Here is a 22,953-nt window from a genome sequence, read left to right as displayed (position 1 = left end):
ACCTCGCTTGACCAGCGAAACCATCCGACCAGCCCACCCTTACGCAGCGCTCGGGTTGACGGCCACGGCTGGTGCCGCCTGTCCCGCCTAGCATGGTTACCAGGTGACCGGCACCGCGACCGGTCCGACGTCCACCTGGCCCTCGCTCCACCGGATCTCCTCAACCGGCCGGGCGAGCCGCAGGTCGGGCAACTCCCGGGACAGGGCGAGCAGGGCGGCGCCGACCTCGATCCGGGCGAGCGCGGCACCGAGACAGTGGTGGACACCGTGTCCGAACGCGAGGTGGGGGTTGGGCCGCCGGTCGGGGTCGAACCGGTCCGGGTCGGCGAACCGGACCGGGTCACGGTTCGCGGCGGAGAGCCGGACCAGGACCATGTCGCCGGCCTCGACGCGTACCCCGTCCAGGTCGACCTCCTCGTGGGCCCAGCGCGGCATGGCCTCGCCGGTGAGCCCGGCCTGCCGGCGGAGCAGTTCCTCGACGTACGCCTCGACGCGTCCCGGGTCGGCGGCGAGGTCCGGCAGCCGGCCGCTGGTGACGAGCTGGATCGCGCCGACCGAGATCGCGTTGCTGGAACTGAGGTAGCCGGCGGAGACGAGGGTGGCGGCCATCCCGACGAGTTCGCCGTCGTCCAACCGCCCGTCGTCGCTGTCGCGTACCGCGATCAGGTCGCTGAGCAGGTCGTCGGCGAGTGCGCCTCGCTTGGCGGCGATCAGCTCACCCACGTACGCGTAGAGCCCTCGCCAGGCCTGTTCCATCGCGGCCGGGTCGAATCCGCCGTCCGGGCCGGTGGTGTTCACCATGAACGCGGCGTCGGCCCAGCGCCGGAAGGGCTCGCGCTCCTCGGCGGCGATGCCGAGCAGCTCCCCGATCACGGTGATCGACAGGGGTGCGGCGAGGAGGTCGACGAGGTCGGCCGGCGGGCCGGTGGCGGCGAGGGCCGCGACGCGTTCGGCGGCGTGCCGTTCGACGGCCGGTCGCAGGGTGGCGATCCGCCGGGCGGTGAAGACCTTCGCGACCAGTCGGCGCAGCCGGCCGTGTGCGGGGCCGTCCTGGAACAGGGTGTCGTTGCCGGCAAGCGGCGTACCGGCCGGGGCGACGCCGATGCGCGGGTCGGCGAGTACCCGGCTGACCAGGGCGTACGACGTGACGAGCCAGGCGTGCTGCCCGTCGGGGGTCAGTACCCGGGTCACCGGCGCGGTCTCGCGCAGTTCGGCGTGCGCCGGTGGCGGTGCCATCGGATTCGGCTGCTCGAACGGCAGTGTCGGGGTGGTGGTCGTCATGACGGGTCCTTCCCACAGCGCTTGCAATACGACTGCAATGTAAAAGCGCCGCGGGGATATGTCAATACGACTGCAATGTTAAAGGGCCGGAGCCGACCCGTCGGCCGACTCCGGCCCGGACCTCAGCCGACCGACTTGTTGTAGCTGTCGATCTCCGGCTGGACACTCGCCGCCGCGTCCTTCATCGCCTGCTCGGCCGGCTTGGCGCCGACGATGGCCGCCTCCAACCCGTCCTCGGACGCCTTACGCGCCTGCGGCATCGTGCCCAGCAGGCAGCCGGCGGACGCGACCGACGGCGGCAGCGCGTGCAACTGGTCGACGGCCGTACGGAACTGCGGGTACTGCGCGACCCAGTCCTTGTCGATCTGCTCCTCCAGGGCCTTCGGGTTGATCGGCACGTAGCCGGTACCGGTGTGCCACTGCGCCTGCTGGGCCGCGCCGGAGGCGAACTTCACGAACTCCCAGGCGCCCCGCTTCTCGGCGGCGCTGTGACCCACGCCGTTGATCCAGAGGGAGGCGCCACCGATGATCGGTCCACCGGCGGAGGCGTCGGTCGCCTTCGGGTACGGCGCGGTGAGAACGGTGAACCTGCCCTTCGCGGCGTCGACGTACCCGCGCAGCACGCTGGTGGACTCGAGGTGCATCGCGACCGTACCGGCCTTGAACGCCGCCTGGGCGTCGTCGGTCTTGCGACCGGTGTTCGTCGCGTACCCGTTCCGGACGAGGTCCGCCCACCACTGCGCCACCTGCACGCCGGTGGCCTGGTCGAACTGGACCTTCGTCGCCAGCTTGTCGCGCCCGTTGCCGTTGTCGCAGTACTCCTTGCCGTCGGTGGCGAGCAACTGCTCCAGCAGCCAGCCGTAGATGGCCGCGCCGAAGCCGTACTGGGTGGTCTTGCCGCCGCTGTCCTTGACGGTCAGCCGCTTCGCCAGGTCGCCGATCTCGGCGAGCGTCCTCGGCGGCTTGGCCGGGTCGAGGCCGACCCGCTCGAAGGCCTCCTTGTTCAGATAGAGCAGCGGCGTGGACGAGTTGAACGGCATCGACCAGAGCTTGCCCTCGACCGAGTAGTAGCTGGCGATGTTCGGCTCGATGTCGGCGGTGTTGAAGCCGTCCTTGGCGATGAACTCGTGCATCGGGACGACCTGCTGGGAGTCGACCATGAACCGGCTGCCGATGTCGTAGACCTGGACCAGCGCCGGGGTGCTCTTCTGCTGCACCGACGCCTTGTACTTGGCGATCGTCTCGTCGTAGCTGCCCTGGAAGACCGGCTTGACCTCGACCTTGCCGCCGCTCTGGGCGTTGAAGTCGGCGACCAGCTTGTCGACGGCGGCGGCGTTCGCGCCCTTCATCGCGTGCCAGAACTCGACGGTCGTCTTGCCGTCGGCGGAGTCGAGCACCTCCGCGCCGGGCGCGTCGAGGGCGTCGGACGAGGCGCCGTCGTCGGAGCCGCACCCGCCGACCAGGGCGGTGGCGGCGATCAGGGCCAGGGCGAGCGTACCCGTCCGGCGTAACCGCGAAGATGCCATTGCTACTCCTTTTGAGAGATTCGACGGTCCTTGGGCTGGGTTCACCGCAGTGCCCCCGCCGTGAGTCCACGGACGATGTACCGCTGGCCGAAGAGCACGACGGCGAGGGTGGGCAGCAGCGAGAGGGCGACGCCGGCCAGCACGAGACCCGGTTGGGCCGCCTCGGCGTCGTTGAGCTGCGAGATTCCGATCTGCAGGGTCTGGTAGTCGGCATCCCGGATCAGGATCAGCGGCCAGAAGTACTGGTTCCACGCGGAGAGGAAGACGTAGACCCCGACCGCGGCGATCGACGGCTTGGACAGCGGCACGATCACCCGCCACAGCAGCCGCCAGTGGCCACAGCCGTCGATCACCGCCGCGTCCCGCAACTCCGCCGGGAACTGGAGGAACGCCTGGCGCAGCAGGAAGGTGCCGAACGCCGAGGCGAGGAACGGCAGGACCAGCCCGAGATAGGTCAGCCCGCCCCGGGTCAGTCCCCAGTCGGAGATGGCCAGGTAGTTGGGGATGATGATGGCTTCCCACGGCACCATCAGGGTGGCCAGGAAGAGACCGAAGGTCGCCGCCTTCGCCGGCATCCGGAGGAACGCGAAGGCGTACGCGGCGAGGATGCTGGTCACCACCTGGGCGAGGGTGATCACGCCGGCCTGGACGGCGGAGTTGACGTAGAACCGGCCCAGCGGCACGGACCGGAACACGTCGCCGAAGTTCTCCCAGCGCAGCGCGCTCGGCACCAGCGACGGCGGATAGCTGGCCAGGTCACCCGGGCCCATCACCGCACCGGCGAAGGCGTAGTAGACCGGGAACAGCACCGGGATCAGGGCCAGCCCGAGTACGACGTAGACGACGACCCGGCCCGCCTGTGGTCGTCTCATTGGATTCCTTCCGTGGATACTCCGGCCTTCAGGCCGGAGAGGAAACGGAACTCCTGCGGGGCAGGGCAGGGATAGCCGGTCCGCCGCCAAGGCGGACAGGCGTCCATCCGCGCGCCGCCGTAGGGCTTGCTAGCTGGTTCGCTACGGTGTGGGCCGTGTCCAGGACCGTGAAGCGGGCGTTCAGGTACCGTTTCTACCCGACCGAGGCGCAGGCAGCGGAGCTGTCGTGTACGTTCGGGTGCGTCCGGAGGGTCTACAACCTGGCGCTGCAGGCCCGTACCGAGGCGTGGGTCCTGCGGCGGGAACGGATCAGCTACAACGCGACCAGTGCGATGCTCACCGGGTGGAAGAGGACCGAGGAACTGGCGTTCCTCAACGAGGTGTCGTCGGTGCCGTTGCAGCAGGCGCTGCGGCACCTGCAAGGGGCGTTCGTCAACTTCTTCGCCAAGCGGGCCCGGTACCCGAGTTTCAAGTCCAGGAAGAGGTCGCGGAAGTCGGCGGAGTACACCACCAGCGGGTTCCGTTGCCGCGATGGCCGGCTGACTCTGGCGAAGATGGCCGAGCCGTTGGACATCGTGTGGTCGCGGCCGTTGCCTGAGGGTGCGTCGCCGTCCACGGTGACGGTGTCGCAGGACGCGGCCGGACGCTGGTTCGTGTCCCTGCTCTGCGACGATGTGATCGAACCGGTCCCGGCCGTCAACACGGCTGTTGGGGTGGACGCCGGGCTTGACAGCCTGCTGACGTTGAGTACCGGTGAGAAGGTCACCAACCCGCGCCACGAACGCGCCGACGGGTCCGCTCTGGCCCGCGCCCAGCGTCAACTCGCACGTAAGGAGAAGGGGTCGGTGAATCGGGCCAGGGCCCGGTTGAGGGTGGCCCGGATCCACGCGCGGATCACCGACCGGCGTCGGGACCACCTGCACAAACTGACCACTCGACTCGTTCGTGACAACCAAACGATCGTGATCGAGGACCTGACCGTCCGTAACATGGTGAAAAACCACGCGCTGGCCCGTGCGATCAGCGACGCGGCCTGGCGGCAGTTCCGCACCATGCTCGAATACAAAGCCGACTGGTACGGCCGGGACCTGGTCGTCGTGGACCGTTGGTTCCCGTCGTCGAAGCTGTGCTCGACGTGTGGTGTTCTCGCGCAGCGGATGCCGCTGGACGTGCGGACGTGGACCTGCCGATGCGGCGCCGTCCACGACCGCGACGTCAACGCGGCCCGCAACATTCTGGCGGAGGGGCTCTCCGTCACGGCCTGTGGAGCCGGTGTAAGACCTCAACGGGCGGACGCCCGGACGAGGCAGTCGGCGTCGAAGCAGGAAACCCCAAGGGCGACCAAGGGAATCCCCGCCCATTAGGGCAGTGGAGGATGTCAACGGTAGTGCACCCGCCGTTCCAGGACGCCGAACTGGACCGCCGTACAGATCAGCATGATCACCAGTAGCACCACCGCCTGGGCGCTCGCTCCGCCGAAGTCCGACGAACCGAAGGCGAAGGCCCGCTCGTAGATCGAGTAGACCAGCGTGGTGGTCGCGTCGTCCGGGCCTCCCTTGGTCAGGATGTGGATCTGACCGAAGCTCTGCAACGCGTGGATGGTGGAGACCACGACGAGGAAGAACAGCTGCGGCGAGAGCAGCGGGATGGTGATGCCGGTGGCCAGTCGCCACCCGGTGGCACCGTCGAGCCGGGCCGCCTCGATCACCTCGGGCGGGATGGCCGCCACTCCGGCGGAGAGCACCAGGACGTTGTAGCCGAGGTTCATCCAGACCGTGGCCAGGCCGACGGCGGGCAGCGCGATCGAGGGGTCGGTGAGCCAGTTGACCCGGTCGATTCCGACCGCTCCGAGCAGCCCGTTCGCGATCCCGATCGCCGGGTTGTAGATGACCGCGAAGACCACCGACGCGGTGGCCACGGAGAACGCGAACGGCAGGGCGAAGGCGGTACGCAGCAGCCGTACGCCCCGCAGCCTCGCCTCCAGCAGCAGCACCACCACGAGCGCGCCGAGCACGGCGGGCAGCACGCTGATCAGCGTGAACAGTGCGGTGGTGCCGAGGATCCTGCCGAACTCACCGGTCAACATCTCGGTGTAGTGGTCGACGCCGACGTAGCTGCTCGGCGCCCCGAAGATGTCGTTGCCGTGGGTGGACAGATAGAAGGTGCGGGCTAGCGGCCAGAAGATGAACAGGGCGAACACCACCACCGAGGGCAGCAGCAGCAACCAGGAGAGGCCGCCTTCACGCCGTGGCCGGCCACCCGTGGGCGGTGGGAGACCTGCGACCGCTCCGGTCCGAGAAGGCTCTACGGCCAGCGGGGGAGACACGGCCGCACATTACCAACGGACCCGGTCCAGCGACATCGTCGTGACTCGATCTTGTCATTCGCCGCTACGGTCGTCCTGCCCCCGGCCGAGGATCATGATGGTCGTGATCAGCGAAATCTGCCTGTCGCCGTCGACATTGGAGGTCACCGATCGGCCCAGCGGATCCCGGCCGGAAGCCCGGACCGAAGATCAGGGGTGCGTCCAGCCGGCCGCGTGCAGGGCGTTGTGGAACCAGTTGCCCGCGTGCGCGTGTACGAGGGTGCGCGGTTGCCACCAGGCGGCCGGGACCTGCGGCCGGTCCTGGTGCGGGAAGGCGGCGAGCGTCTCCGCCAGGTCCTCCGTCTCGGGGCGCGGCAGCGTGGCGATGGCGGCCTCCACGGTCAGGCCGAACGGCTCGGTCAACTCGGGGTGCGCCCTCAGGTGGTTCTCGGCGTGCCGGACCACCGCGGCCAGTCTGCGCTGGAGCAGCCCCGGATCGGGATCTCCGGCCGCTTCCCGCAACTCGGTCAGTTTGCGGGTCGGGCCGAACACCGGCAGCAGCCGCCGGCCATTGACGTCGAAGAATTCCAGATCGTTCCGGTGGTGACTGTCCGGGCCCATGATCGGGTCTTCCCGCATGGTCCGCAGATCCGGGTACGTGTGCGCGAACGTGTCGTCACTGGCGACGGCGACGATGCCGCCCGAGTAACCCTCTCGTTGTGCTTCCACAGCCGTGTCCTCCGTGTTCATCCGCTACGCGGCCTGATGATGGTTGTCGATTCTATTTGCGGAAGCGGGCATCCGGCTGTCTCCTATCCGGCACCGCATCTGCCGACACGTGTGGGAAGCGACAACCCGCAGCTGCTGGCCTGCGGGCGTACCCGAAGGGTTGGCGGCGGCCGGATGGAACCCGACAGCGGGCCGGCGACTCCTTCCGGGTGGAGGTGGTCGACGATGCGTACCGAGCGCCTGCTCGCCGCCGTGGCCGCGACGATGGTCGGGCTGATCGGCGTACCGTTCCTGGCCCCGGCGCCCGCCCAGGCGGGCAACTGGGCGGTCACCGTGCTGGACCCGCTGCCGGACCGCCTGGAGCCGGGCCGGGGCTACACGATCGGGCTCTGGGTGCTCCAGCACGGCTTCCACCCCTTCGAGGGCGATCTCGGTGCGGTCGCGCTGCGGTTGGTCGACGAGCGGGGTGCCTCGGTGTCGTTCCCGGCGGTGGCGCTGCCCGAACCGGCGCACTACGCGGCCGCCGTCGCGGTGCCGAGTCCGGGTGCCTGGACGGTGGTCGGCGTCCAGGGCCGGTTCGCCGACTACCGGGTCGGCACCCTCACCGTCCCCGGCAGGATGTCGGTGCTCGGGGTCCCGGCACCGATGCAGTCGGCGGAGACCGAGAAGTACTGGCCCGGCGCGATCCGGCCACCGGCCGTTCCGGTCGACGCCGACCGGGACCCGTTCGCCGAGGTGGTCGGCTCGGCACCGCTCGACAACGGGCCGGCTCCGGCCGTCGAACCCGCCGCCCGCTCGTTGGCCGCGCCGCCGGGTCCGACGTCCCGCCGGGCCGTGCTGGTCGGCGTCGCGCTACTGGCCGTGGCCGTCGTGGGCCTCGGGCTCGTCACCGGCTACCGCCGGCTGCGGACCCGACGTGGCGGTGGTACCGCCGCGGGATAGGTCCCGACCGCCTCAGTGTCCCGGCCGGTAGTGCCCGGTGAGGCGACCCAGCTTCAACGCCAGGTGCAGGCAGAGCCGTTCGTTGCCGTCCTTGAGGTCGGTCTCGGCGAGTTGCTCCACCCGGTGCAGCCGGTAGTAGAGCGTGGTCCGGTGCAGCCGCAACTGCTCTGCGGTGGCGTGCGCGTTCCCGGCCAGGTCCAGGTACGTCTCCAGGGTCTCCAGCAGCACCTGGTTGGCGTCCTCGCGGAGCAGCCGCTCCAGGCCCGGATGGACCCCGGCCAGGTCGAGGTGCTGGTCGTCCATCCGGGACAGCATCCGGTAGATCCCGAGGTTCGCCCACGAGATGATCCGGCCCAGCGCGGGCAGCTGCACCGCCACCCGGGCGGACTGGAGCGCCTCGTCGTAGGAGTGCACGGCGTCCGCGAGCCGGGGCCGGGGCTCGCCGACGCCGACCACCACCCGGGCCACCGAGGTCAGGTTCCGGGTCGCGTTGTGCAGCGCCTCGCTCAGATACTTGGCGGCGGCCTCGGTGGACGGGCGCCCGGCGACCTGGCCGCCGCAGATCAGCAGTACACCCTGGTCGTGGCGGATCAGATGCAGTGCCTCCCGTACGCCGATCCACCGCCGGGTCGCCACCAGCACCTGCTCCAGCGCGATCCGGGCGACCTCGTCCAGCACCTGCCCCCGGGTCGGAACGAGCTGGGCCACCAGTGCCGTAGCCGGCCGGTCGCTCGCCACCACACCGTCGGCGAGCAGTGAGCGGACCACCTCGTTGCGGGTCTCCGCGCTGTCGACCAGCAGGGTCCGGGCCGCCTCCGCCTCGCGTTGCGAGGCCAGTTCCCCGAGCAGGTTCTCCCGGTAGAGCGCCAGCGACAGCTCCCCGGTCGCCCGGGTGACGACCTCGATGTCGGTGTCCGTCATACCGCCGTCGGCGTCGATGAACCAGACGAAGCCGAGCAGCAGGTCGTGGTGGAAGATCGGCACACAGAGCCGGGGCAGCAGATCCAGCTCCGGGCAGGCCGGCGTGCGGATCGGGTCGCGCGCCTTCATGATGCCCGCGTCGCGGAACCACGAGATGACCTCCGGCGTCGTGTGCCGACGCAGGATCGAGGTCCGGCGTACGTCGTCCATCAGCCCGGTGTGCTCGCTGTAGACGACCACCCGCTGCCGACGGTCCTCGATCAGGGCCGGCCGGCCGACCCGGGTCGCGACCGCGTCGACGATGCGTTGCAACTCCGCGTGCATGCCGTCCCCTGACCGTCATGGCCCGTCGGCGGCATCGAGCCCCGCCGGGTTGTCGAATCCACGCCGACCGCCGGTCCTTACCCTCTGACGGGCCGGGCCACCCGCGCAAGGGTTCCGCGCAACGTGCGAGGCAAGTCCCAACAGGAGTCCTGATCCGGCGACCGGGCTTTCTGCACTTGTTCGAAGACTCCGGCCCGGCGCCGTCCGTACCGTGCTGCGGTATCGCCGGCTCCGACCGAAGGAGATGCGTTGCGCCGCCTCATCCGCAGAAACCAGCTCCGCAGGGCGTACGTCACCTGCGTCGCGGCCCTCGCGGCGACCGCCCTGCTGACCGGGCCGGGAACCGCATCCGTCCAGGCCGGGCCGGCCGCCGGCCCGCTGGGTCCGGTCGACCCGCAGTACTGGCAGGACCAGGAGACCATGACCTGGGACGACTACCGGGCGGTGCCGGGCGGCAACTGGGCCGACCCGGCCCGGCAGCCCAGCCAGCGGAAGCTGAGAATCGCCCTGGTCGCCGCCGACAACCCGGACCAGCCGTTCGTCATCACCCAGCCCCGTGCCTCGGATCCGTTCCGCAACCCGCAGGTCGCCCCGGTCGCCCGGGCGGACGTGGCCAAGTTCTACGCCGACTTCTGGGGCACCCCCAGCGCGCTCAACCACGGCCACACCGTGCACGAGTACTGGATGGAGCAGACCAACGGGCGGGTCGGGGTGGAGTTCACCCCGTTCGGTCCCTACCGGCTGCCCCGGCCCCAGTTCGAGTACGGCCTCAACGACATCGGGCAGGAGCGGGCGGGCTGCCCGGCCGGGCACACCTGCGACGGCAACCTGGACCGCGACGTGGACGCGCTGTGGCAGGCCGCCGAGGGCGCCGACGTCCGCAGCCGGTTCGACCTGGTCCTGCGGGTGTACGCCGGCTACGACGAGACGTCGGTCTGGCAGGAGTTCGGCGAGATGATGTTCCAGACCCGGGAGGACGTACCGGACGCCTGGGGCCCGCCCGATCCGAACCTGCCCAACTGGGTCCGGTCCCGCTACGTCGACTGGACCTCCTGGAAGGCCGGCGCCCAGCTCTGGGGCTCGTCGAGCATGCGGCAGGGCGAGAGCTCCGGCACCATCACGCACGAGATCGCGCACACCTTCGGGATCGCGGACAACAACAACAATCCGTACGTGTCGCCGTACCGGCGGGTGGGGTCGGGCACCTGGGACGTGATGGACCGGGGCTCGTTCAACGGTCCGGGTGGCCCGCACAACCGGTGGGTGGTGCCGGCCAGCCAGGGGGCCGCGATGCCGGCCGGGCAGACGCTGCGGAGCAAGCTGAAACTCGGCCACATCGACGAGGCGCAGGTCGTACGGCTGTCCCGGGAGGCACTGCGGACCACCGGGCTCGCCGTGATCACGGTCAAGGCCCGCTCGGCGGTGCCCGGTGCCCGGGACGTGCAGGGCGTACGGATCGGGATGGACCGGGACCTGACCCCGGCCTGTGACATCAACGCCGACCCGCTCTGTCCCGGCAGTCCGGCGTACGACTTCTACAGCCTGGAGACCGTGCAGCGGATCGGGGCGGACTCGTTCACCCCGGACAACGGCGTACTGATCGCCAAGAACAAGACCGCCGAGACCAGCACCTGCGGCTACACCTGCTTCACCTGGGTCGTCGACGCCAACCCGCAGGACATCGACATGGTCGACTACTACAAGCCGGACGGCACTCCGGTGAAGCGGACCGTCGCCGACTACCGGCAGCTCAACGACGCGCTGTTCCACGCCGGCACCCGCTCGGGCAGCGAGGACGAGTACGTCGACGAGGCGAACCGGCTGCACTTCTACGTACTCGACCGGTCGGTCGACGCGGCGGGGCTGCTGTCGTACACCCTCGGGGTCCGGCACCTGGACGGGGCCGGTCCGTCGCAGCGGGGCGTCGCGGTGGCCCAGCCTGCGGGCGGCCCCACCGGCAACCCGACGGGTGCCGGTGCGACCTGCACCTTCACCCTCACCAACACCGGCCGGTACTCGGCCGGCGGCCAGGCGCACCCCGAGGACGTCTCCGCGTATTTGAAGTCGGACGTCTACCGGCTCTCCGCCGCCGTCAACGGCCGGGGCTGGACCGTGGTGCTGCCGACCGAACTGACCAGTGCGGCGTTCGGCAGGTCGGTTCCGGTGAAGGCGGTGGCCACGGCCAGCGGCTCGTCGACGGCGAGTGGCCGGATCACCCTGACCGCCAGGTCGGAGAGCGATCCGAGCAGGACGGCGACTGCGACCTGCCGGGTCGACAGGTAACGGAACGAACCGGCTGGGCCGCGCCCGCGCTCCGACGGGGCCGGGGCGGTCCAGCCAGCCGGGGGAGGGGCGTCATGGCAGGCAGCTTCGACGTGGCGGTCGTCGGCGCCGGCATCGTCGGTGCGGCGTGCGCGTACGCCTGCGCCCGGCGCGGCCTGAGCGTGGTCGTACTGGAACGGGCCGGCCTGGTCGCCGGTGCCACCGGTTCCGGCGAGGGGAACCTGCTGGTGTCGGACAAGCCGCCCGGCCCGGAACTGGAGCTGGCGTTGCTGAGCAACGGGCTCTGGCAACGCTGGGAGGCCGAACTCGACGGCCGGTACGGGGACATCGAACTGGAACGCAAGGGCGGGCTCATCGTCACCGAGACCCCGGCCGGGCTGGCCGGGCTGCGCGCGACCGCGACCGCGCAGGCCGAGGCGGGAGTGGTGGTGGAACCGCTGGATCCGGCCGGGGTGCGCGGGTACGAGCCGGCCATCACCCCGCAGCTGGCCGGCGGCGTGTTCTATCCGCAGGACATGCAGGTCATGCCGGCCCGGGCCGCCGCGGCGCTGCTGGCGGCGGCCCGGGACCACGGCGCCGAGGTCCGGTTGCGTACCGAGGTCACCGCCCTGCGCCGCAGCGGCGCCGGCCGGGTGGTCGGGGTGGACACCGGCGCCGGCCCGGTGGCCGCCGGACACGTGGTCAACGCCGCCGGTGCCTGGGCCGGTCGGCTGGGTGGGTCGGCCGGTGCCGCCGTCCCGGTCGCCCCGCGCCGGGGCTTCATCCTGGTCACCGAACCGGTCCCGCCGCTGGTCCGGCACAAGGTCTACTCCGCCGACTACCTGGACAACGTCGCCAGCGGAGACGCCACGCTACAGACCTCCACGGTGGTCGAGGGGACGCCGGCCGGCACCATCCTGATCGGCGCCTCCCGGGAACTGGTCGACTTCGACCGGCGGCCCAACCCCGACACGGTACGCCAACTGGCCCGGGGCGCGGTACGACTCTTCCCGGTGCTGGCCCGGGTCCGGGTGATGCGGGTCTACCACGGCTTCCGGCCGTTCTCCCCGGACCACCTGCCGGTGATCGGGCCCGACCCGCGCGCTCCCGGCCTGGTGCACGCGCACGGGCACGAGGGTGCCGGTATCGGGCTGGCGCCGGCCACGGGCCGGCTGGTCGCCCAGGCCATCGTGGGCGAGACCCCGGATCTGGACCTGCGCCCCTTCGCGCCGCTCCGGTTCGCCGCCGCGCAGGAGAACGCCCGTGCCGCCGCCTGAGGCCGGCACCGGCCCGGCCGAGTTCACCATCACCGTCGACGGTGATCCGGTACCGGTGCGCGCCGGTCAGACGGTGGCGGCGGCGTTGCTGGCCGCCGGGCGGCGGACGACCCGGCGGACCCGGTTCGCCGACCGGCCCCGTGGCGTCTTCTGCGGCATCGGGATCTGTTTCGACTGCCTGGTGGTGTGCAACGGTGAACCCGGGGTGCGGGCCTGCCTGCGCCCGGCCGCACCCGGCGACACGGTCGACACCCAGCGCGGAGCCGGGGAGGTCACGCCGTGAGCGCCACCGGAGCGGCTCCGCTGGCCGTGGTCGGTGCCGGCCCGGCCGGCCTCGCCGCGGCGGTCGCGGCGGCGGACGCCGGTGCCACGGTCGTCGTCGTCGACCTGGGCCAGCGTCCCGGGGGGCAGTACCTGCGCCAGCCGACCGTGGCCGGCGTACCGGCGACGGCGCACTCCCGCCGGGCGGACGGGCTGCTGCGGGCGGCCCTGGCGCACCCCCGGATCACCTTCCGCACCCGGCACCAGGTCTGGTCGACCTCCGTCGAGGACGGGTCGGCGGACGGGAATCCTGCCGCCGCCGGCGCGTCGGCGGCCAACGGGAGGCCGGCCGGCGACGCCGGGGGAGGCCGGCCGGTCGACGCCGGGGACGGCGGTCCGGGCGGGATGACGCTGCGGCTGATCGGCCCGGACGGCCCGGCGACCCTGACCGCCCCGGCGCTGGTGCTGGCGCCCGGCGGGCACGACCGGGTGGTCCCGTTCCCCGGCTGGGACCTGCCAGGTGTGGTCACCGCCGGGGCCGCCCAGGCGCTGGCCAAGGGACAGGGCGTCCTGGTGGGCCGGCGGGTGCTGGTGGCCGGCACCGGACCGTTCCTGCTCACCGTCGCCGTCGGGCTGGCCCGGGCCGGCGCGCGGGTGGCGGCGGTGGTCGAGGCCGCGCCGCTGCGGCGATGGGCCCGGCACCCCCGCGCGGTCGCCGCGACCCCGGGCAAGCTGGTGGAGGCGGCCCGCTACCTCGGCGCGCTGCGCCGGCTCGGCGTGCCGGTCTGGCGCGGCCAGGCGGTCACCGAGGTGCGGGAGTACGACGACGGGCTGCGCGCCACGGTCAGCCAGGTGGACCCGGACTGGGCAGCGGGTGCGGTGACCCGGACCGTGCCGGTGGACGCCGTCTGCGTGGGTCACGGCTTCACGCCGTCGGTCGAGCTGGCCGTCGCGCTGGGCTGTGCCACCCGGGTCGATCCGGCCGACGGCAGCCTGGTGGTCGAGGTGGACCAGTGGGGCCGCAGCAGCGTGCCGGGAGTTCTGGTGGCCGGCGAGGCGACCGGGGTGGGCGGCGCCGACCTGGCGATCAGCGAGGGGCGGCTGGCCGGACTCGCCGCCGCGCACCGGCTCGGGCTGCTGGACGACGCCGGACTGGCCCGGGCCGCCGCGCCGGTCGCCCGTCGGGCGGTCCGGCAGCGGCGCTTCGCCGCCGCCCTGCACGAGGCGCACCCGGTGCCGGCCGGCTGGACCGGCTGGCTCACCGACGACACCGTGGTGTGCCGCTGCGAGGAGGTCACCGCCGGCCGGCTGCGCGCCGACGTGGCCGCGTACGGGCTGGACGACGTCCGCGCGCTGAAACTGGTCACCCGGATCGGCATGGGACTGTGCCAGGGCCGGGTCTGTGGCCGGGCCGCCGCCTGCCTGCTCGCCGCCGCGTCCGGCCGGGAGCAGCCGCTCGAAGGCTTCGCCAACCGTCAGATTGTGCTGCCGGTACCGCTGGGTACCGTCGCCGAGAGAGGAACACCCCAGTGACAGCTCGCAAACCGTGGCAGGGCGTCGTGGTCGCGATTCCCACGCCGTTCCGCGATGACCTCTCGGTCGACTTCGACCGGCTCCAGGAGCACGTGCAGTGGTTGGCCGACGAGGGCTGCCACGGGGTGACTCCGTGCGGATCACTGGGGGAGTACCAGAACCTCTCCGACGCCGAGCGCGCCGACGTGGTCCGGGCCACCGTACAGGCGGCGCCGCCGGGCTTCTCCGTGGTGCCCGGCGTGGGCGGGTACGGCAGCCGCCAGTCCCGGCAGTGGGCCGAACAGGCGCAGAGCGTCGGTGCCCACGCGGTACTGGCACTGCCGCCGAACACCTACGCGGCCCAGCACGCCGACGTCCTGGCGCACTACCGGGAGGTGGCCGGGGTCGGGCTGCCGGTGGTGGCGTACAACAACCCGTTCGACACCAAGGTGGACCTGACCCCCGAACTGCTCGCGGCGGTCGCCGAGACCGACGGTGTGGTGGCCGTCAAGGAGTTCAGCGGGGACGTCCGCCGGCTGCACCGGATCCGGGACCTCGCCCCGCACCTGGACGTACTGGCCGGGGCGGACGACGTACTGCTGGAACTGGTGGTCTGCGGTGCGACCGGGTGGATAGCCGGGTTCCCGAACGCGCTGCCCCGGCTCTCCGTACGCCTCTACGAGCTGTGCCGGGCCCGCGACCTGGCGGCGGCCCTGCCGCTCTACGCCGAGCTGCATCCCATCTTCGGCTGGGACTCCCGACCGGAGTTCGTCCAGGCGATCAAGCTGGGCATGGAGTTGGCCGGCCGGTACGGCGGACCGTGCCGGCCACCGCGCGGAACGTTGCCGGCCCCGGCGCGGACCCAGGTGACCAAGGACATGGAACGGGCGCTGAAGGCCCACGCCGATGCGTAGCCGGCTGGTCCTGCACGCCGTCGACTCGCACACCGAGGGGATGCCCACCCGGGTCATCACCGGCGGCGTCGGTACGCTGCCCGGCGCCACCATGCTGGAGCGGAAGCTGCTCTTCGAACGGGACCGGGACGGCCTGCGCCGGCTGCTGATGTCCGAGCCGCGCGGACACTCGGCGATGTCCGGCGCGATCCTGCAACCGCCGACCCGGCCGGACGCCGACTACGGCGTGCTGTTCATCGAGGTCTCCGGCTGCCTGCCGATGTGCGGGCACGGGTCGATCGGGGTGGCCACGGTGCTGGTCGAGACCGGGATGGTGCCGGTCGTCGAGCCGGTCACCACGATCCGGCTGGACACCCCGGCCGGACTGGTGACGGTGGAGGTCGCGGTGCGGGACGGCCGGGCCACCGCGGTGACCATCCGTAACGTGCCCTCGTTCCTGCTCGCCGCGGACCGGAAGGTGGAGGTGGGCGGCGAGATCGGCACGATCCGGTACGACATGGCGTTCGGCGGCAACTTCTACGCCATAGTGGACGCCGTGGACCTGGGACTGCCGGTGGAGCCGGCGGCCGTGCCCGAACTCATCCGGCGCGGACTTCGGATCATGGATGCGATCAACGAGCAGGCGGCGCCCCGACATCCGACGATCCCCGCCATCGACGACTGTCGGCACGTGCAGATCGTCCAGGACGGCACGGACGGTGCGGACGCCCGCAACGCGGTGGTCATCCATCCCGGCTGGGTGGACCGCTCGCCGTGCGGTACCGGCACCTCCGCCCGGATGGCCCAGCGGCACGCCCGCGGCACGCTGGGCCTGGGGATGCCGTTCGTCAACGAGTCCGTGATCGGGACCCGGTTCACCGGCCGGCTGGTGGAGACCACGACGGTCGGCGACCTGCCGGCCGTGATACCCACGGTGACCGGCCGGGCCTGGATCACCGGCACCGCGCAGTACCTGCTCGACCCCGAGGATCCGTTCCCCGAGGGTTTCCGGATCTGACCGACGCCGTTCGTCCGGCGGTCACTCCTGCACGTGTCGCAAGTGGCCGATCCACCTACCGACATCTGCACAGTGACCGTCGGGAGCCCCGGCTCATAGATTCGCGTTCGGCATGATCACGGTTGACCAGCGCCTTTCGGGTGCGCCGCCGGATGCCATCTCCGACCGAGCACGAGAGGTGACCGCATGCACCTACTGTCCTCCAGACGTACGGCCCGGCGCTCGATGCTGGTTGCCGCGGTGGTGACGGCGCTGGTCGCCTCCGCAGCCGCGACACCGGCCACCGCCGCGCCCGGCAACCCCAGCGGCGGTACCGGCCCCTTCGAGGTGCTGGACCCGCAGTCCTGGCAGAACCCGGACACCATGACCTGGGACGACTACGTCGCCGTGCCGAAGACGAACTGGGCCGACCCGGCCGTCTCCGGTTCGGTCCGCGACTTCAAGATCGCGCTGGTCACGCTCGACTATCCGGACCAGCCGTTCGTGGTGAGCCAGCGGGCCCGCTCGACGGTCTTCGGCAACCCGCAGTCGACCGCCGCGAACATCCCCCGGGACCAGGTCGCCGGGTTCTACACCGACTTCCTGAACAAGCCCAACGACCTGAACAAGGGCCACACCCTGCACGAGTACTGGATGCAGGACTCGAACGGCCGGTACGGCGTGGACCTGGCCGGGTTCGGGCCGTACGAGATGCCCGCCAAGTCCTACCAGTACGGCATCGACAACGGCTTCAACCCGGGTGCCTGCCCGAGCGGTGAGCAGTGCGCCAAGAACATCCGCACCGACGGCCTCGGCGCCTGGCGGGCGGCGGTCGGCGAGGAGGTGGCCAACTCCTTCGAGCTGGTCTTCATCCTCTCCGCCGGGCAGGACGAGTCGTCCACCTGGCAGGAGTTCGGCCAGATGATGTTCCAGACCAAGGAGGACGTGCCGGACGCGTGGGGCCCGCCGGACCCGACCCTGCCGAACTACGCGAGTACCCGATACGTCGACTGGACCTCCTGGAAGGCCGCCTCGACCATCTGGCCGAACGCGGGCGGTGGCTCGTCGACCCAGGCGGAGAGTTCCGGCATGGGCGTGTACGCCCACGAGCTGAGCCACCTGCTGAGCATCGGCGACAACTACAACAACCCGTACGGCGAACCGCTGCGCCGGGCCTACACCGGCATCTGGAGCATGATGTCGCGCGGCTCGTTCAACGGGCCCGGCGGGCCGCACACCCGTTGGCAGATCCCACCGGTGAACGGCGGCTCGATGGGCTCGCTGCACACCGTCCGGGACAAGGTGAAGATCGGCCTGCTCGGTGAGGAACACCTGCTGCGGCTCTCCCGGGAGGCGCTGGCCACCTCCGGTATGGTCGTCGCGACGCTGACCGCGCGGGCGGTCGACGCCGGTCCGAAGGGGCTCACCGGGATCAACATCGCGATGAACCGGGACCTCTCGCCGACCTGTAACACCAGCACCGATCCGCTCTGCGACGGCGGCAACTACAACAACTACACCGTCGAGACCGTGGACCGGATGGGGGCGGACTCGTTCACCCCGGACAGCGGCGTGCTGGTGTCCAAGACGAAGAACGCCGACAGTGCCCCGTTCGTCTGGGTGGTCGACGCCAACCCGCAGGACATCGACATGGTCGACTTCTACCAGCCGAACGGCACCCCGCAGAAGATCACCATGGGGGACTACCGGCAGCTCTCCGACGCGCTGTTCCACGCCGGCACCCGCTCCGGCAGCGAGTACGAGTACGTCGACCAGGCCAACAAGCTGCACTTCTACGTACTCGACCTGAAGCGGAACGCCGACGGGGTGCTGTCGTACACGGTGGCGGTCCGGTCGCTCGACGGTGACGGCGGTTCGAGCAGCCACGGCGTGGCGATGTCCGGCGGCGAGGTGACCACCGCGAGCCGGCCGACGGCCCGGGGCGTGACCTGCTCCTTCGAGCTGACCAACACCGGCGCGTACGCGGCCGGCGGCCAGCGGCACCCGGAGGACGTGACCAGCTACCTCAAGTCCGACGTGTACCGGCTGTCGGCCTCGGTGGCCGGCAAGGGCTGGCGGGTGGAGGTGCCGAACGCGCTCGCCAGCGCCCAGTTCGGCCGCTCCACCACGGTCCGGGTGTCGGTCGGCGCGACCCCCTCCGCCACCCAGGCGGGGATCGTCAAGCTCACCGCGACGTCGGAGAGCGACCCGACCAAGACCGTGACCAAGCAGTGCCGGGTCGAGAGGTCCTGACCCACCCGTAGTGATGCCCGAGGGGCGGTGTGCGGTTCACCGCCCCTCGGGCGTACCCTCGCCCCGACCATCCCCCGGAGGACACGTGCGGCGCTCGCGTTACGGTGGCCTGGCGGCACTGCTGCCGCTGCTGCTGTCCGGTGTGCTCGCCGGCTGCGGCGACGATGACGAGCCCCGCTCCGCGATGACGGTCCGGGTGCTGGTCCGGGACATCAACATCCGGCCCGAGGGCGTCGACTGCGCCGGCACCGGCCCCTACACCTACTTCCACAACAAGGCGCCGTACCGGGTGGTGGACGCGGGCGGCGCGACGCTGGCCGAGGGCGTACTGCCGCCCGGCAAGTCGGTCCGCACCTTCGAGGAGGACCTGGAAGTGGAGCGCATTCCGACGTTCTGCGAGTTCGCCATCCCGGTCACCGTGACCCGCCGGGACGCGTACCGGCTGGTCGTGGACGACCGCAAGCCGATCGACCTGACCGAGGACACCAGCGAGGGGCCGGCGCTGGTCGCCGTGGTGCCGTCGTGAGGCGGACGCTGCCCCTCGTCGTCGCGGTCGCCGTGGCCGTGGCGCTCGCCGCCGGCGGCTGCACCTCGGACGGCGACGATTCCGGTCCGGCGCCGGCGGTGGCCGGTGGGGCCGCCGCCCTGCCCGGACCGGTGCCGGGTGATCTCGCGCTGCGGCCGACCCCCACCGACTCGCCGGTCGCGCCCAAGGTCACCGGCACCCTCACCGACGGCAGCGCGCTCGCGGTGGCCGACCTGTGGGCCGACCGCCCGGTCGTGCTCACCTTCTTCAGTTCCTGGTGTACGACCTGCGGACAGCGGCAGGCCGCGTTCAGCGAGCTGGCTCGGGGCTACCGCGACAAGGTGGTCTTCGTCGGCGTGGCCGGCGAGGACGAGCCGGACGGCGTGCAGGCGTACCTGCGCGAGCACCGGGTCGAGTACCCGGTCGTGCTGGACGACACCGGCGCCATCTGGCGGTCGTACGCCGTCCGCGAGCCACCGGCCGTGGTGCTGGTCGCCAAGGGCGGCGCGCTGCTGCGTGGCTGGCCGGGTGGCGTGGACGCCGCCACCCTGGACGGGACGCTCCGCGAGCTGGTGCTCGCCTCCTGACCTCGGTCCGCCGCCGCACACATCGACGCCGACCAGGCCCGGTGCTCGGGGTTGTCCACCGTCACCGGGCCCGGTCGGCTGTCGTGGTCAGCGGGTTCCGGCGGTGGTGGGCGCAGCGGAGCCGACGCTCTGTAGTGCCGCCCGGATGTCCGGCAGTGGCCCGATGCGCTGGCCGACGTCGCCGCCCTGCGGCGTACCGGTCGACTTCAGCAGGCTGCTGAGCTGTGCGGCGGTCCAGACCGGTCGGCCGGTCGCCTTCAGGTAGGACTGGACCGCCACCACCGCGCCGGTGACGATCGGCCCGGCGCCGGAGGTGCCGCCGAACGACCGGGTGTACCGGATGTCGCGGTTCGCCGCGCTGGTTCCGCCCTGGAGGTTGCCGTTGCTGCCGGTGGTGGTGATGTTCTGCCCCCAGCCCTGTACGTCCACCCGGGACCCGTAGACGGAGAAGTTCAGCCGGGACCGGTTGGTGCTCGAACCGGCGCCGACGACGATCGCGCCGGAGTCCCGTACCGTCCGGTCGAACCGACCCTGGAACTCCGGGGCGTCGAGGTTCTCGCCCCCGTTGCCCCCGGTGGCGACCACCACCACGCCGAGCTGGGTGAGCAGCCTCGTCGCGTCGAACACCGACTGGGTCCACTCCGCGGGGACGTACCGGGTGCCGCCGTTCGGGCCCACCGTCTGCTGCTCGATCAGCACCGCGTCACCGGGGCTGAGGAACTGGCCGACGTACGTCATCGCCGCCGCCGGGCGGTAGCTCGCCTGGCCACTGCTCTGCCGCTGCATCGGGGAGATGCCGAACATCGACGCGTCCGGTACGCCGCCGGTCACCCCGTACGCGTTCTCCTCGGCCACCAGTTCGCCGAAGACCGCCGTACCGTGCTCGTCGGCGAAGCTCGTGTTCCGGGGGTACTGGGTGCCGCCGAGGTCGCTGGACCAGTCGAGCTGGAGGTCCTCGTGGAAGGGGTTCCAGTCGTACTCCAGGTCGACGATGCGGACTCCGGCACCCCGTGCCCGTGGGTCCTGTCGGGCGAAGTCCGCGTCGACGCCCTGCGGCGCGGGCCGCTGGTAGCCCTGCATCGAGGTGAAGTCGGGGGTCGCGGGGGCGGCGGGTGGCGGGGCCGGTTCGGGCGCCGGGTAGGCCCAGGCGACCTCGGGAAGGGCGTGCAGGTCCTTCAGGACCGCGGCGGGGTCCGCCCCGGCCGGCAGGGTGAGGTGGTACCAGGAGGCCATGTCCGGCGCCGGCCGCCCGGACCGGGACGCCGCCATCGAGGTGAGCCGGGCCAGCTGCGCACCGGACTGTTCCGGCAGCAGCGGAGCGAGTTCGACGGCGTCGTACCGGTTCAGCACCGCGCGTACCCCGGTCAGGTCCCGGCCCCGGTCGCTGCGCAGGTTGCCGTCGGCGCCGCGTACGACGGACGCCTCGGAGAACTTGACCTCGAGTACGACCTGCGGGGCGACGGCGTCCGATCCACCGACCGGGCGACCGTCGCGCAGCCGGCCGGAGATGGCCAGTTCGGTGCTGGTGGCGCCGAGGTGGCCGCCCGCGCGGAGGGCCTCCTTGTCGAAGTACAACCGGAGGTCGTCGCGCCCGTCGGAGTCGACGTCGGTCACCCCGGTGAGGACGGCTCCGCCGACCCATCGGGCCACGTCGACGCCCCGCCCGGGATCGCCCCCGTCACCCCGACCGAGCCGTACGCTGGCCGGGTCGAGTCCGGTGGCGTCCAGCTCCGGGGTGCTGAAGACCGTCACCGCCAGCTGCCCGGGTCCGGCGAGGTTCGGGGTGTCGGGGGCGTCCAGCCGGACCCTGACCGGGGCGGCCGGCCCGGATCCGGACCCGGCCCACGCCGGAGTCGCGCCGATGACGCAGCTGGTCGTGACCAGTGATCCCAGCGCGAGCAGGGATGTCAGACGTTTTGGCATGCCGAACCTCCGGCGTAGCGGGATCAGGGCCTGGGGGTGCATTGAGGAAGCTACTTACGGCAGTGAAGGCGGTCTATCGGCAGGTGTTGGGAGATCGGCAGACCTGAATCTACTTCTGTTGTACGAAATGTTTTCGGCGCCGATTCGGCTGGGCGGAGCCGCCGGTCGGCATTCGGGGGCGGTTCGGACGGGAGTGGCCCGGTTAGGCTTCCCGGACCGCCGTCGCCTACCTCCGGGGGAGCCACGATGCCGCTGGCCGACCGGCTCGGCCTGTTACGCGACCCCGACTTCCGTCGCCTGTTCGCCGCCACCGCGACGAGTCAGCTCGGGGACCGGGTCATCTTCCTCGCGCTGCCCCTGGTGGCGATCGTCGCGCTGGACGTCGGCGAGTTCGAGGTGGGCCTGCTCAGCGCCGCGACGACCGCCGGTTCGTTGCTGATCGGGCTGCCCGCGGGAGCCTGGGTCGACCGGCTCCGGAAGCGGTCGGTGCTGATCCACACCGATCTGTTGCGGGCCGCGACGATCCTGGCCGTACCGCTCGCCTGGTGGGCCGACGTCCTCACGATGTGGCTGCTGCTCCTGGTGGCGCTGACCCACGGTGTGCTGACGGTCTTCTTCGACGTCGCGTACGTCAGCTACCTGCCGCACCTGGTCGGCCGGGCCAGACTGACCGAGGGGAACGCCAAGCTGGCCTCGGTGCGTTCGGCGGTCAGCGTCAGTGGGCCGGGACTGACCGGCCCGCTGGTGGGCCTGCTGGGCGCGCCTGTCGCGCTGTCGGCGAGTGCACTCGGGATGGCGCTGTCGGCGCTGTTCGTGGGACGGATCCGCGGCCGCGAGGCCCCGGTCGCGCCGCAGCCGGAACGTTCGCTGGTCCGGGAGATATCGGCCGGCCTGAGGTTCGTGTTCGGGCATCCGCTGCTCCGGCCGATCGTGCTAGCCGACGGCGTCTTCGGGCTGTTCCTGATCATGTACCAGGCCATGCTGCTGGTGTTCCTGGCCCGGGAGATCCAGCTGGGACCGTTCGGGATCGGCGCGGTGCTGTCGGCGATGGGCTGTGGCGGGCTCCTCGGCGCGCTGGTCGCGCGTCGCGTTCTCACCCGGATCGGGCCGGGGCCCGCGATCTGGCTGGCACCGCTGCTGACCTGCCCGCTGGCCGCCCTGATGCCGCTGGCCGGCCCGGGATGGAGCGTCCTGGTCGCGACCGGCGGCCTGCTGACCCTCTCGCTGGGCGGCGTGATCCGCCTGGTCGCCCAGGCCGGTGTCCAGCAGTCCGTGACGCCCGATCCGATGCTCGGCCGGATGAGCGCCACGTTCCGCTTCGTGCAGTGGGGTGGGATGCCCCTGGGCGGGTTGCTCGGCGGGGCCACCGGCGCGTGGTTCGGCGCCACCACCACGCTCTGGATCGGTGCCGTGGGGATGACCCTGAGCTTCCTGCCGACCTTCTGCTCCGCGCTGCGGACCACCCGTGAGCTGCCCACCGAGCAGCCGTCCGCGTCCGCCACCACCGTCGGGACGGCGGCCTGACCCGATCCGCGCCGCCGCGTCGCGATCGACGGGCAGCG

General features: G+C 71.7%; 19 protein-coding genes. 12 read left to right on the top strand and 7 right to left on the bottom strand.

What is annotated here, in order from left to right; all coding sequences use genetic code 11:
• Positions 1-96: 96 nt before the first annotated feature.
• The 3 genes from H4W31_RS36080 to H4W31_RS36070 all read right to left on the bottom strand — a co-directional run bounded on the left by H4W31_RS36080 (position 97) and on the right by H4W31_RS36070 (position 3,679).
• Complete coding sequence (locus H4W31_RS36080; protein ID WP_192770697.1) at positions 97-1,281, bottom strand: cytochrome P450; 1,185 nt, start codon at positions 1,279-1,281, stop codon at positions 97-99.
• A gap of 122 nt (positions 1,282-1,403) precedes the next feature.
• Positions 1,404-2,807, bottom strand: coding sequence for an ABC transporter substrate-binding protein (locus tag H4W31_RS36075; protein WP_192770696.1), 1,404 nt, complete (start codon positions 2,805-2,807; stop codon positions 1,404-1,406).
• A 41-nt stretch (positions 2,808-2,848) separates the two neighbouring features.
• Positions 2,849-3,679, bottom strand: a complete 831-nt coding sequence (locus tag H4W31_RS36070) for a carbohydrate ABC transporter permease (RefSeq protein ID WP_192770695.1) — start codon at positions 3,677-3,679, stop codon at positions 2,849-2,851.
• A 155-nt stretch (positions 3,680-3,834) separates the two neighbouring features.
• On the opposite strand from H4W31_RS36070, the gene H4W31_RS36065 reads away from it, so the two are divergent.
• A complete protein-coding gene (locus H4W31_RS36065; protein ID WP_318783604.1) occupies positions 3,835-5,043 on the top strand; it encodes an RNA-guided endonuclease InsQ/TnpB family protein in 1,209 nt (402 codons plus the stop codon).
• Between the two features lie 14 nt (positions 5,044-5,057).
• Here H4W31_RS36065 and H4W31_RS36060 read toward each other — a convergent pair whose 3' ends face one another.
• Together H4W31_RS36060 and H4W31_RS36055 are read right to left on the bottom strand one after the other, a co-directional pair.
• Positions 5,058-5,903 carry a carbohydrate ABC transporter permease gene (locus H4W31_RS36060; RefSeq protein ID WP_225945863.1) on the bottom strand — a complete coding sequence of 282 codons (846 nt, stop codon included), beginning with the start codon at positions 5,901-5,903 and terminating at the stop codon, positions 5,058-5,060.
• Between the two features lie 291 nt (positions 5,904-6,194).
• Positions 6,195-6,713 carry a hypothetical protein gene (locus H4W31_RS36055; RefSeq protein WP_192770692.1) on the bottom strand — a complete coding sequence of 173 codons (519 nt, stop codon included), beginning with the start codon at positions 6,711-6,713 and terminating at the stop codon, positions 6,195-6,197.
• 225 nt (positions 6,714-6,938) lie between these two features.
• On the opposite strand from H4W31_RS36055, the gene H4W31_RS36050 reads away from it, so the two are divergent.
• On the top strand, positions 6,939-7,655 hold the full coding sequence (locus H4W31_RS36050; RefSeq protein WP_192770691.1) for a hypothetical protein: 717 nt from the start codon (positions 6,939-6,941) through the stop codon (positions 7,653-7,655).
• Between the two features lie 12 nt (positions 7,656-7,667).
• Here H4W31_RS36050 and H4W31_RS36045 read toward each other — a convergent pair whose 3' ends face one another.
• Complete coding sequence (locus H4W31_RS36045; protein ID WP_192770690.1) at positions 7,668-8,900, bottom strand: PucR family transcriptional regulator; 1,233 nt, start codon at positions 8,898-8,900, stop codon at positions 7,668-7,670.
• Between the two features lie 249 nt (positions 8,901-9,149).
• Here H4W31_RS36045 and H4W31_RS36040 point away from each other — a divergent pair, with 249 nt between their 5' ends.
• The 9 genes from H4W31_RS36040 (at position 9,150) to H4W31_RS44585 (ending at position 19,468) form a co-directional block, all read left to right on the top strand.
• On the top strand, positions 9,150-11,183 hold the full coding sequence (locus H4W31_RS36040; protein WP_225945862.1) for a metallopeptidase domain-containing protein: 2,034 nt from the start codon (positions 9,150-9,152) through the stop codon (positions 11,181-11,183).
• Between the two features lie 74 nt (positions 11,184-11,257).
• Positions 11,258-12,439 carry an NAD(P)/FAD-dependent oxidoreductase gene (locus H4W31_RS36035; RefSeq protein ID WP_192770689.1) on the top strand — a complete coding sequence of 394 codons (1,182 nt, stop codon included), beginning with the start codon at positions 11,258-11,260 and terminating at the stop codon, positions 12,437-12,439.
• A complete protein-coding gene (locus H4W31_RS36030; protein ID WP_192770688.1) occupies positions 12,426-12,722 on the top strand; it encodes a (2Fe-2S)-binding protein in 297 nt (98 codons plus the stop codon). The genes H4W31_RS36035 and H4W31_RS36030 overlap by 14 nt, the downstream gene beginning before the upstream one ends.
• Positions 12,719-14,233, top strand: coding sequence for an FAD/NAD(P)-dependent oxidoreductase (locus H4W31_RS36025; RefSeq protein ID WP_192770687.1), 1,515 nt, complete (start codon positions 12,719-12,721; stop codon positions 14,231-14,233). Before H4W31_RS36030 ends, H4W31_RS36025 begins: the two co-directional genes overlap by 4 nt.
• On the top strand, positions 14,230-15,126 hold the full coding sequence (locus H4W31_RS36020) for a dihydrodipicolinate synthase family protein (RefSeq protein WP_192770686.1): 897 nt from the start codon (positions 14,230-14,232) through the stop codon (positions 15,124-15,126). The genes H4W31_RS36025 and H4W31_RS36020 overlap by 4 nt, the downstream gene beginning before the upstream one ends.
• Positions 15,119-16,123 carry a proline racemase family protein gene (locus H4W31_RS36015; protein WP_192770685.1) on the top strand — a complete coding sequence of 335 codons (1,005 nt, stop codon included), beginning with the start codon at positions 15,119-15,121 and terminating at the stop codon, positions 16,121-16,123. The genes H4W31_RS36020 and H4W31_RS36015 overlap by 8 nt, the downstream gene beginning before the upstream one ends.
• 186 nt (positions 16,124-16,309) lie before the next feature.
• Positions 16,310-18,355 carry a M6 family metalloprotease domain-containing protein gene (locus H4W31_RS36010; protein WP_192770684.1) on the top strand — a complete coding sequence of 682 codons (2,046 nt, stop codon included), beginning with the start codon at positions 16,310-16,312 and terminating at the stop codon, positions 18,353-18,355.
• Between the two features lie 85 nt (positions 18,356-18,440).
• On the top strand, positions 18,441-18,881 hold the full coding sequence (locus H4W31_RS36005; protein ID WP_192770683.1) for a hypothetical protein: 441 nt from the start codon (positions 18,441-18,443) through the stop codon (positions 18,879-18,881).
• A complete protein-coding gene (locus H4W31_RS44585; protein WP_192770682.1) occupies positions 18,878-19,468 on the top strand; it encodes a TlpA family protein disulfide reductase in 591 nt (196 codons plus the stop codon). Before H4W31_RS36005 ends, H4W31_RS44585 begins: the two co-directional genes overlap by 4 nt.
• Positions 19,469-19,555: 87 nt before the next feature.
• Here H4W31_RS44585 and H4W31_RS35995 read toward each other — a convergent pair whose 3' ends face one another.
• The gene (locus H4W31_RS35995) at positions 19,556-21,391 is read right to left on the bottom strand and encodes a S8 family serine peptidase (protein WP_192770681.1); all 1,836 of its coding nucleotides are present in this window, start codon (positions 21,389-21,391) and stop codon (positions 19,556-19,558) included.
• Positions 21,392-21,637: 246 nt separating this feature from the next.
• Here H4W31_RS35995 and H4W31_RS35990 point away from each other — a divergent pair, with 246 nt between their 5' ends.
• Complete coding sequence (locus H4W31_RS35990; protein WP_192770680.1) at positions 21,638-22,915, top strand: MFS transporter; 1,278 nt, start codon at positions 21,638-21,640, stop codon at positions 22,913-22,915.
• Positions 22,916-22,953: the final 38 nt, after the last annotated feature.

It is taken from the genome of Plantactinospora soyae, assembly GCF_014874095.1.
GTDB lineage: Bacteria > Actinomycetota > Actinomycetes > Mycobacteriales > Micromonosporaceae > Plantactinospora > Plantactinospora soyae.
The sequence above is the reverse complement of the archived record's forward strand: the minus strand, read 5'-3'. Positions and strand labels throughout refer to the sequence as shown.

Excerpts from the sequence above, each read along its gene's own strand:
- H4W31_RS36080 (WP_192770697.1), bottom strand. The coding sequence starts at position 1,281 with ATGACGACCACCACCCCGACACTGCCGTTCGAGCAGCCGAATCCGATG.
- H4W31_RS36075 (WP_192770696.1), bottom strand. The coding sequence starts at position 2,807 with ATGGCATCTTCGCGGTTACGCCGGACGGGTACGCTCGCCCTGGCCCTG.
- H4W31_RS36070 (WP_192770695.1), bottom strand. The coding sequence starts at position 3,679 with ATGAGACGACCACAGGCGGGCCGGGTCGTCGTCTACGTCGTACTCGGG.
- H4W31_RS36050 (WP_192770691.1), top strand. The coding sequence starts at position 6,939 with ATGCGTACCGAGCGCCTGCTCGCCGCCGTGGCCGCGACGATGGTCGGG.
- H4W31_RS36045 (WP_192770690.1), bottom strand. The coding sequence starts at position 8,900 with ATGCACGCGGAGTTGCAACGCATCGTCGACGCGGTCGCGACCCGGGTC.
- H4W31_RS36035 (WP_192770689.1), top strand. The coding sequence starts at position 11,258 with ATGGCAGGCAGCTTCGACGTGGCGGTCGTCGGCGCCGGCATCGTCGGT.
- H4W31_RS36015 (WP_192770685.1), top strand. The coding sequence starts at position 15,119 with ATGCGTAGCCGGCTGGTCCTGCACGCCGTCGACTCGCACACCGAGGGG.
- H4W31_RS36010 (WP_192770684.1), top strand. The coding sequence starts at position 16,310 with ATGCACCTACTGTCCTCCAGACGTACGGCCCGGCGCTCGATGCTGGTT.
- H4W31_RS35995 (WP_192770681.1), bottom strand. The coding sequence starts at position 21,391 with ATGCCAAAACGTCTGACATCCCTGCTCGCGCTGGGATCACTGGTCACG.
- H4W31_RS35990 (WP_192770680.1), top strand. The coding sequence starts at position 21,638 with ATGCCGCTGGCCGACCGGCTCGGCCTGTTACGCGACCCCGACTTCCGT.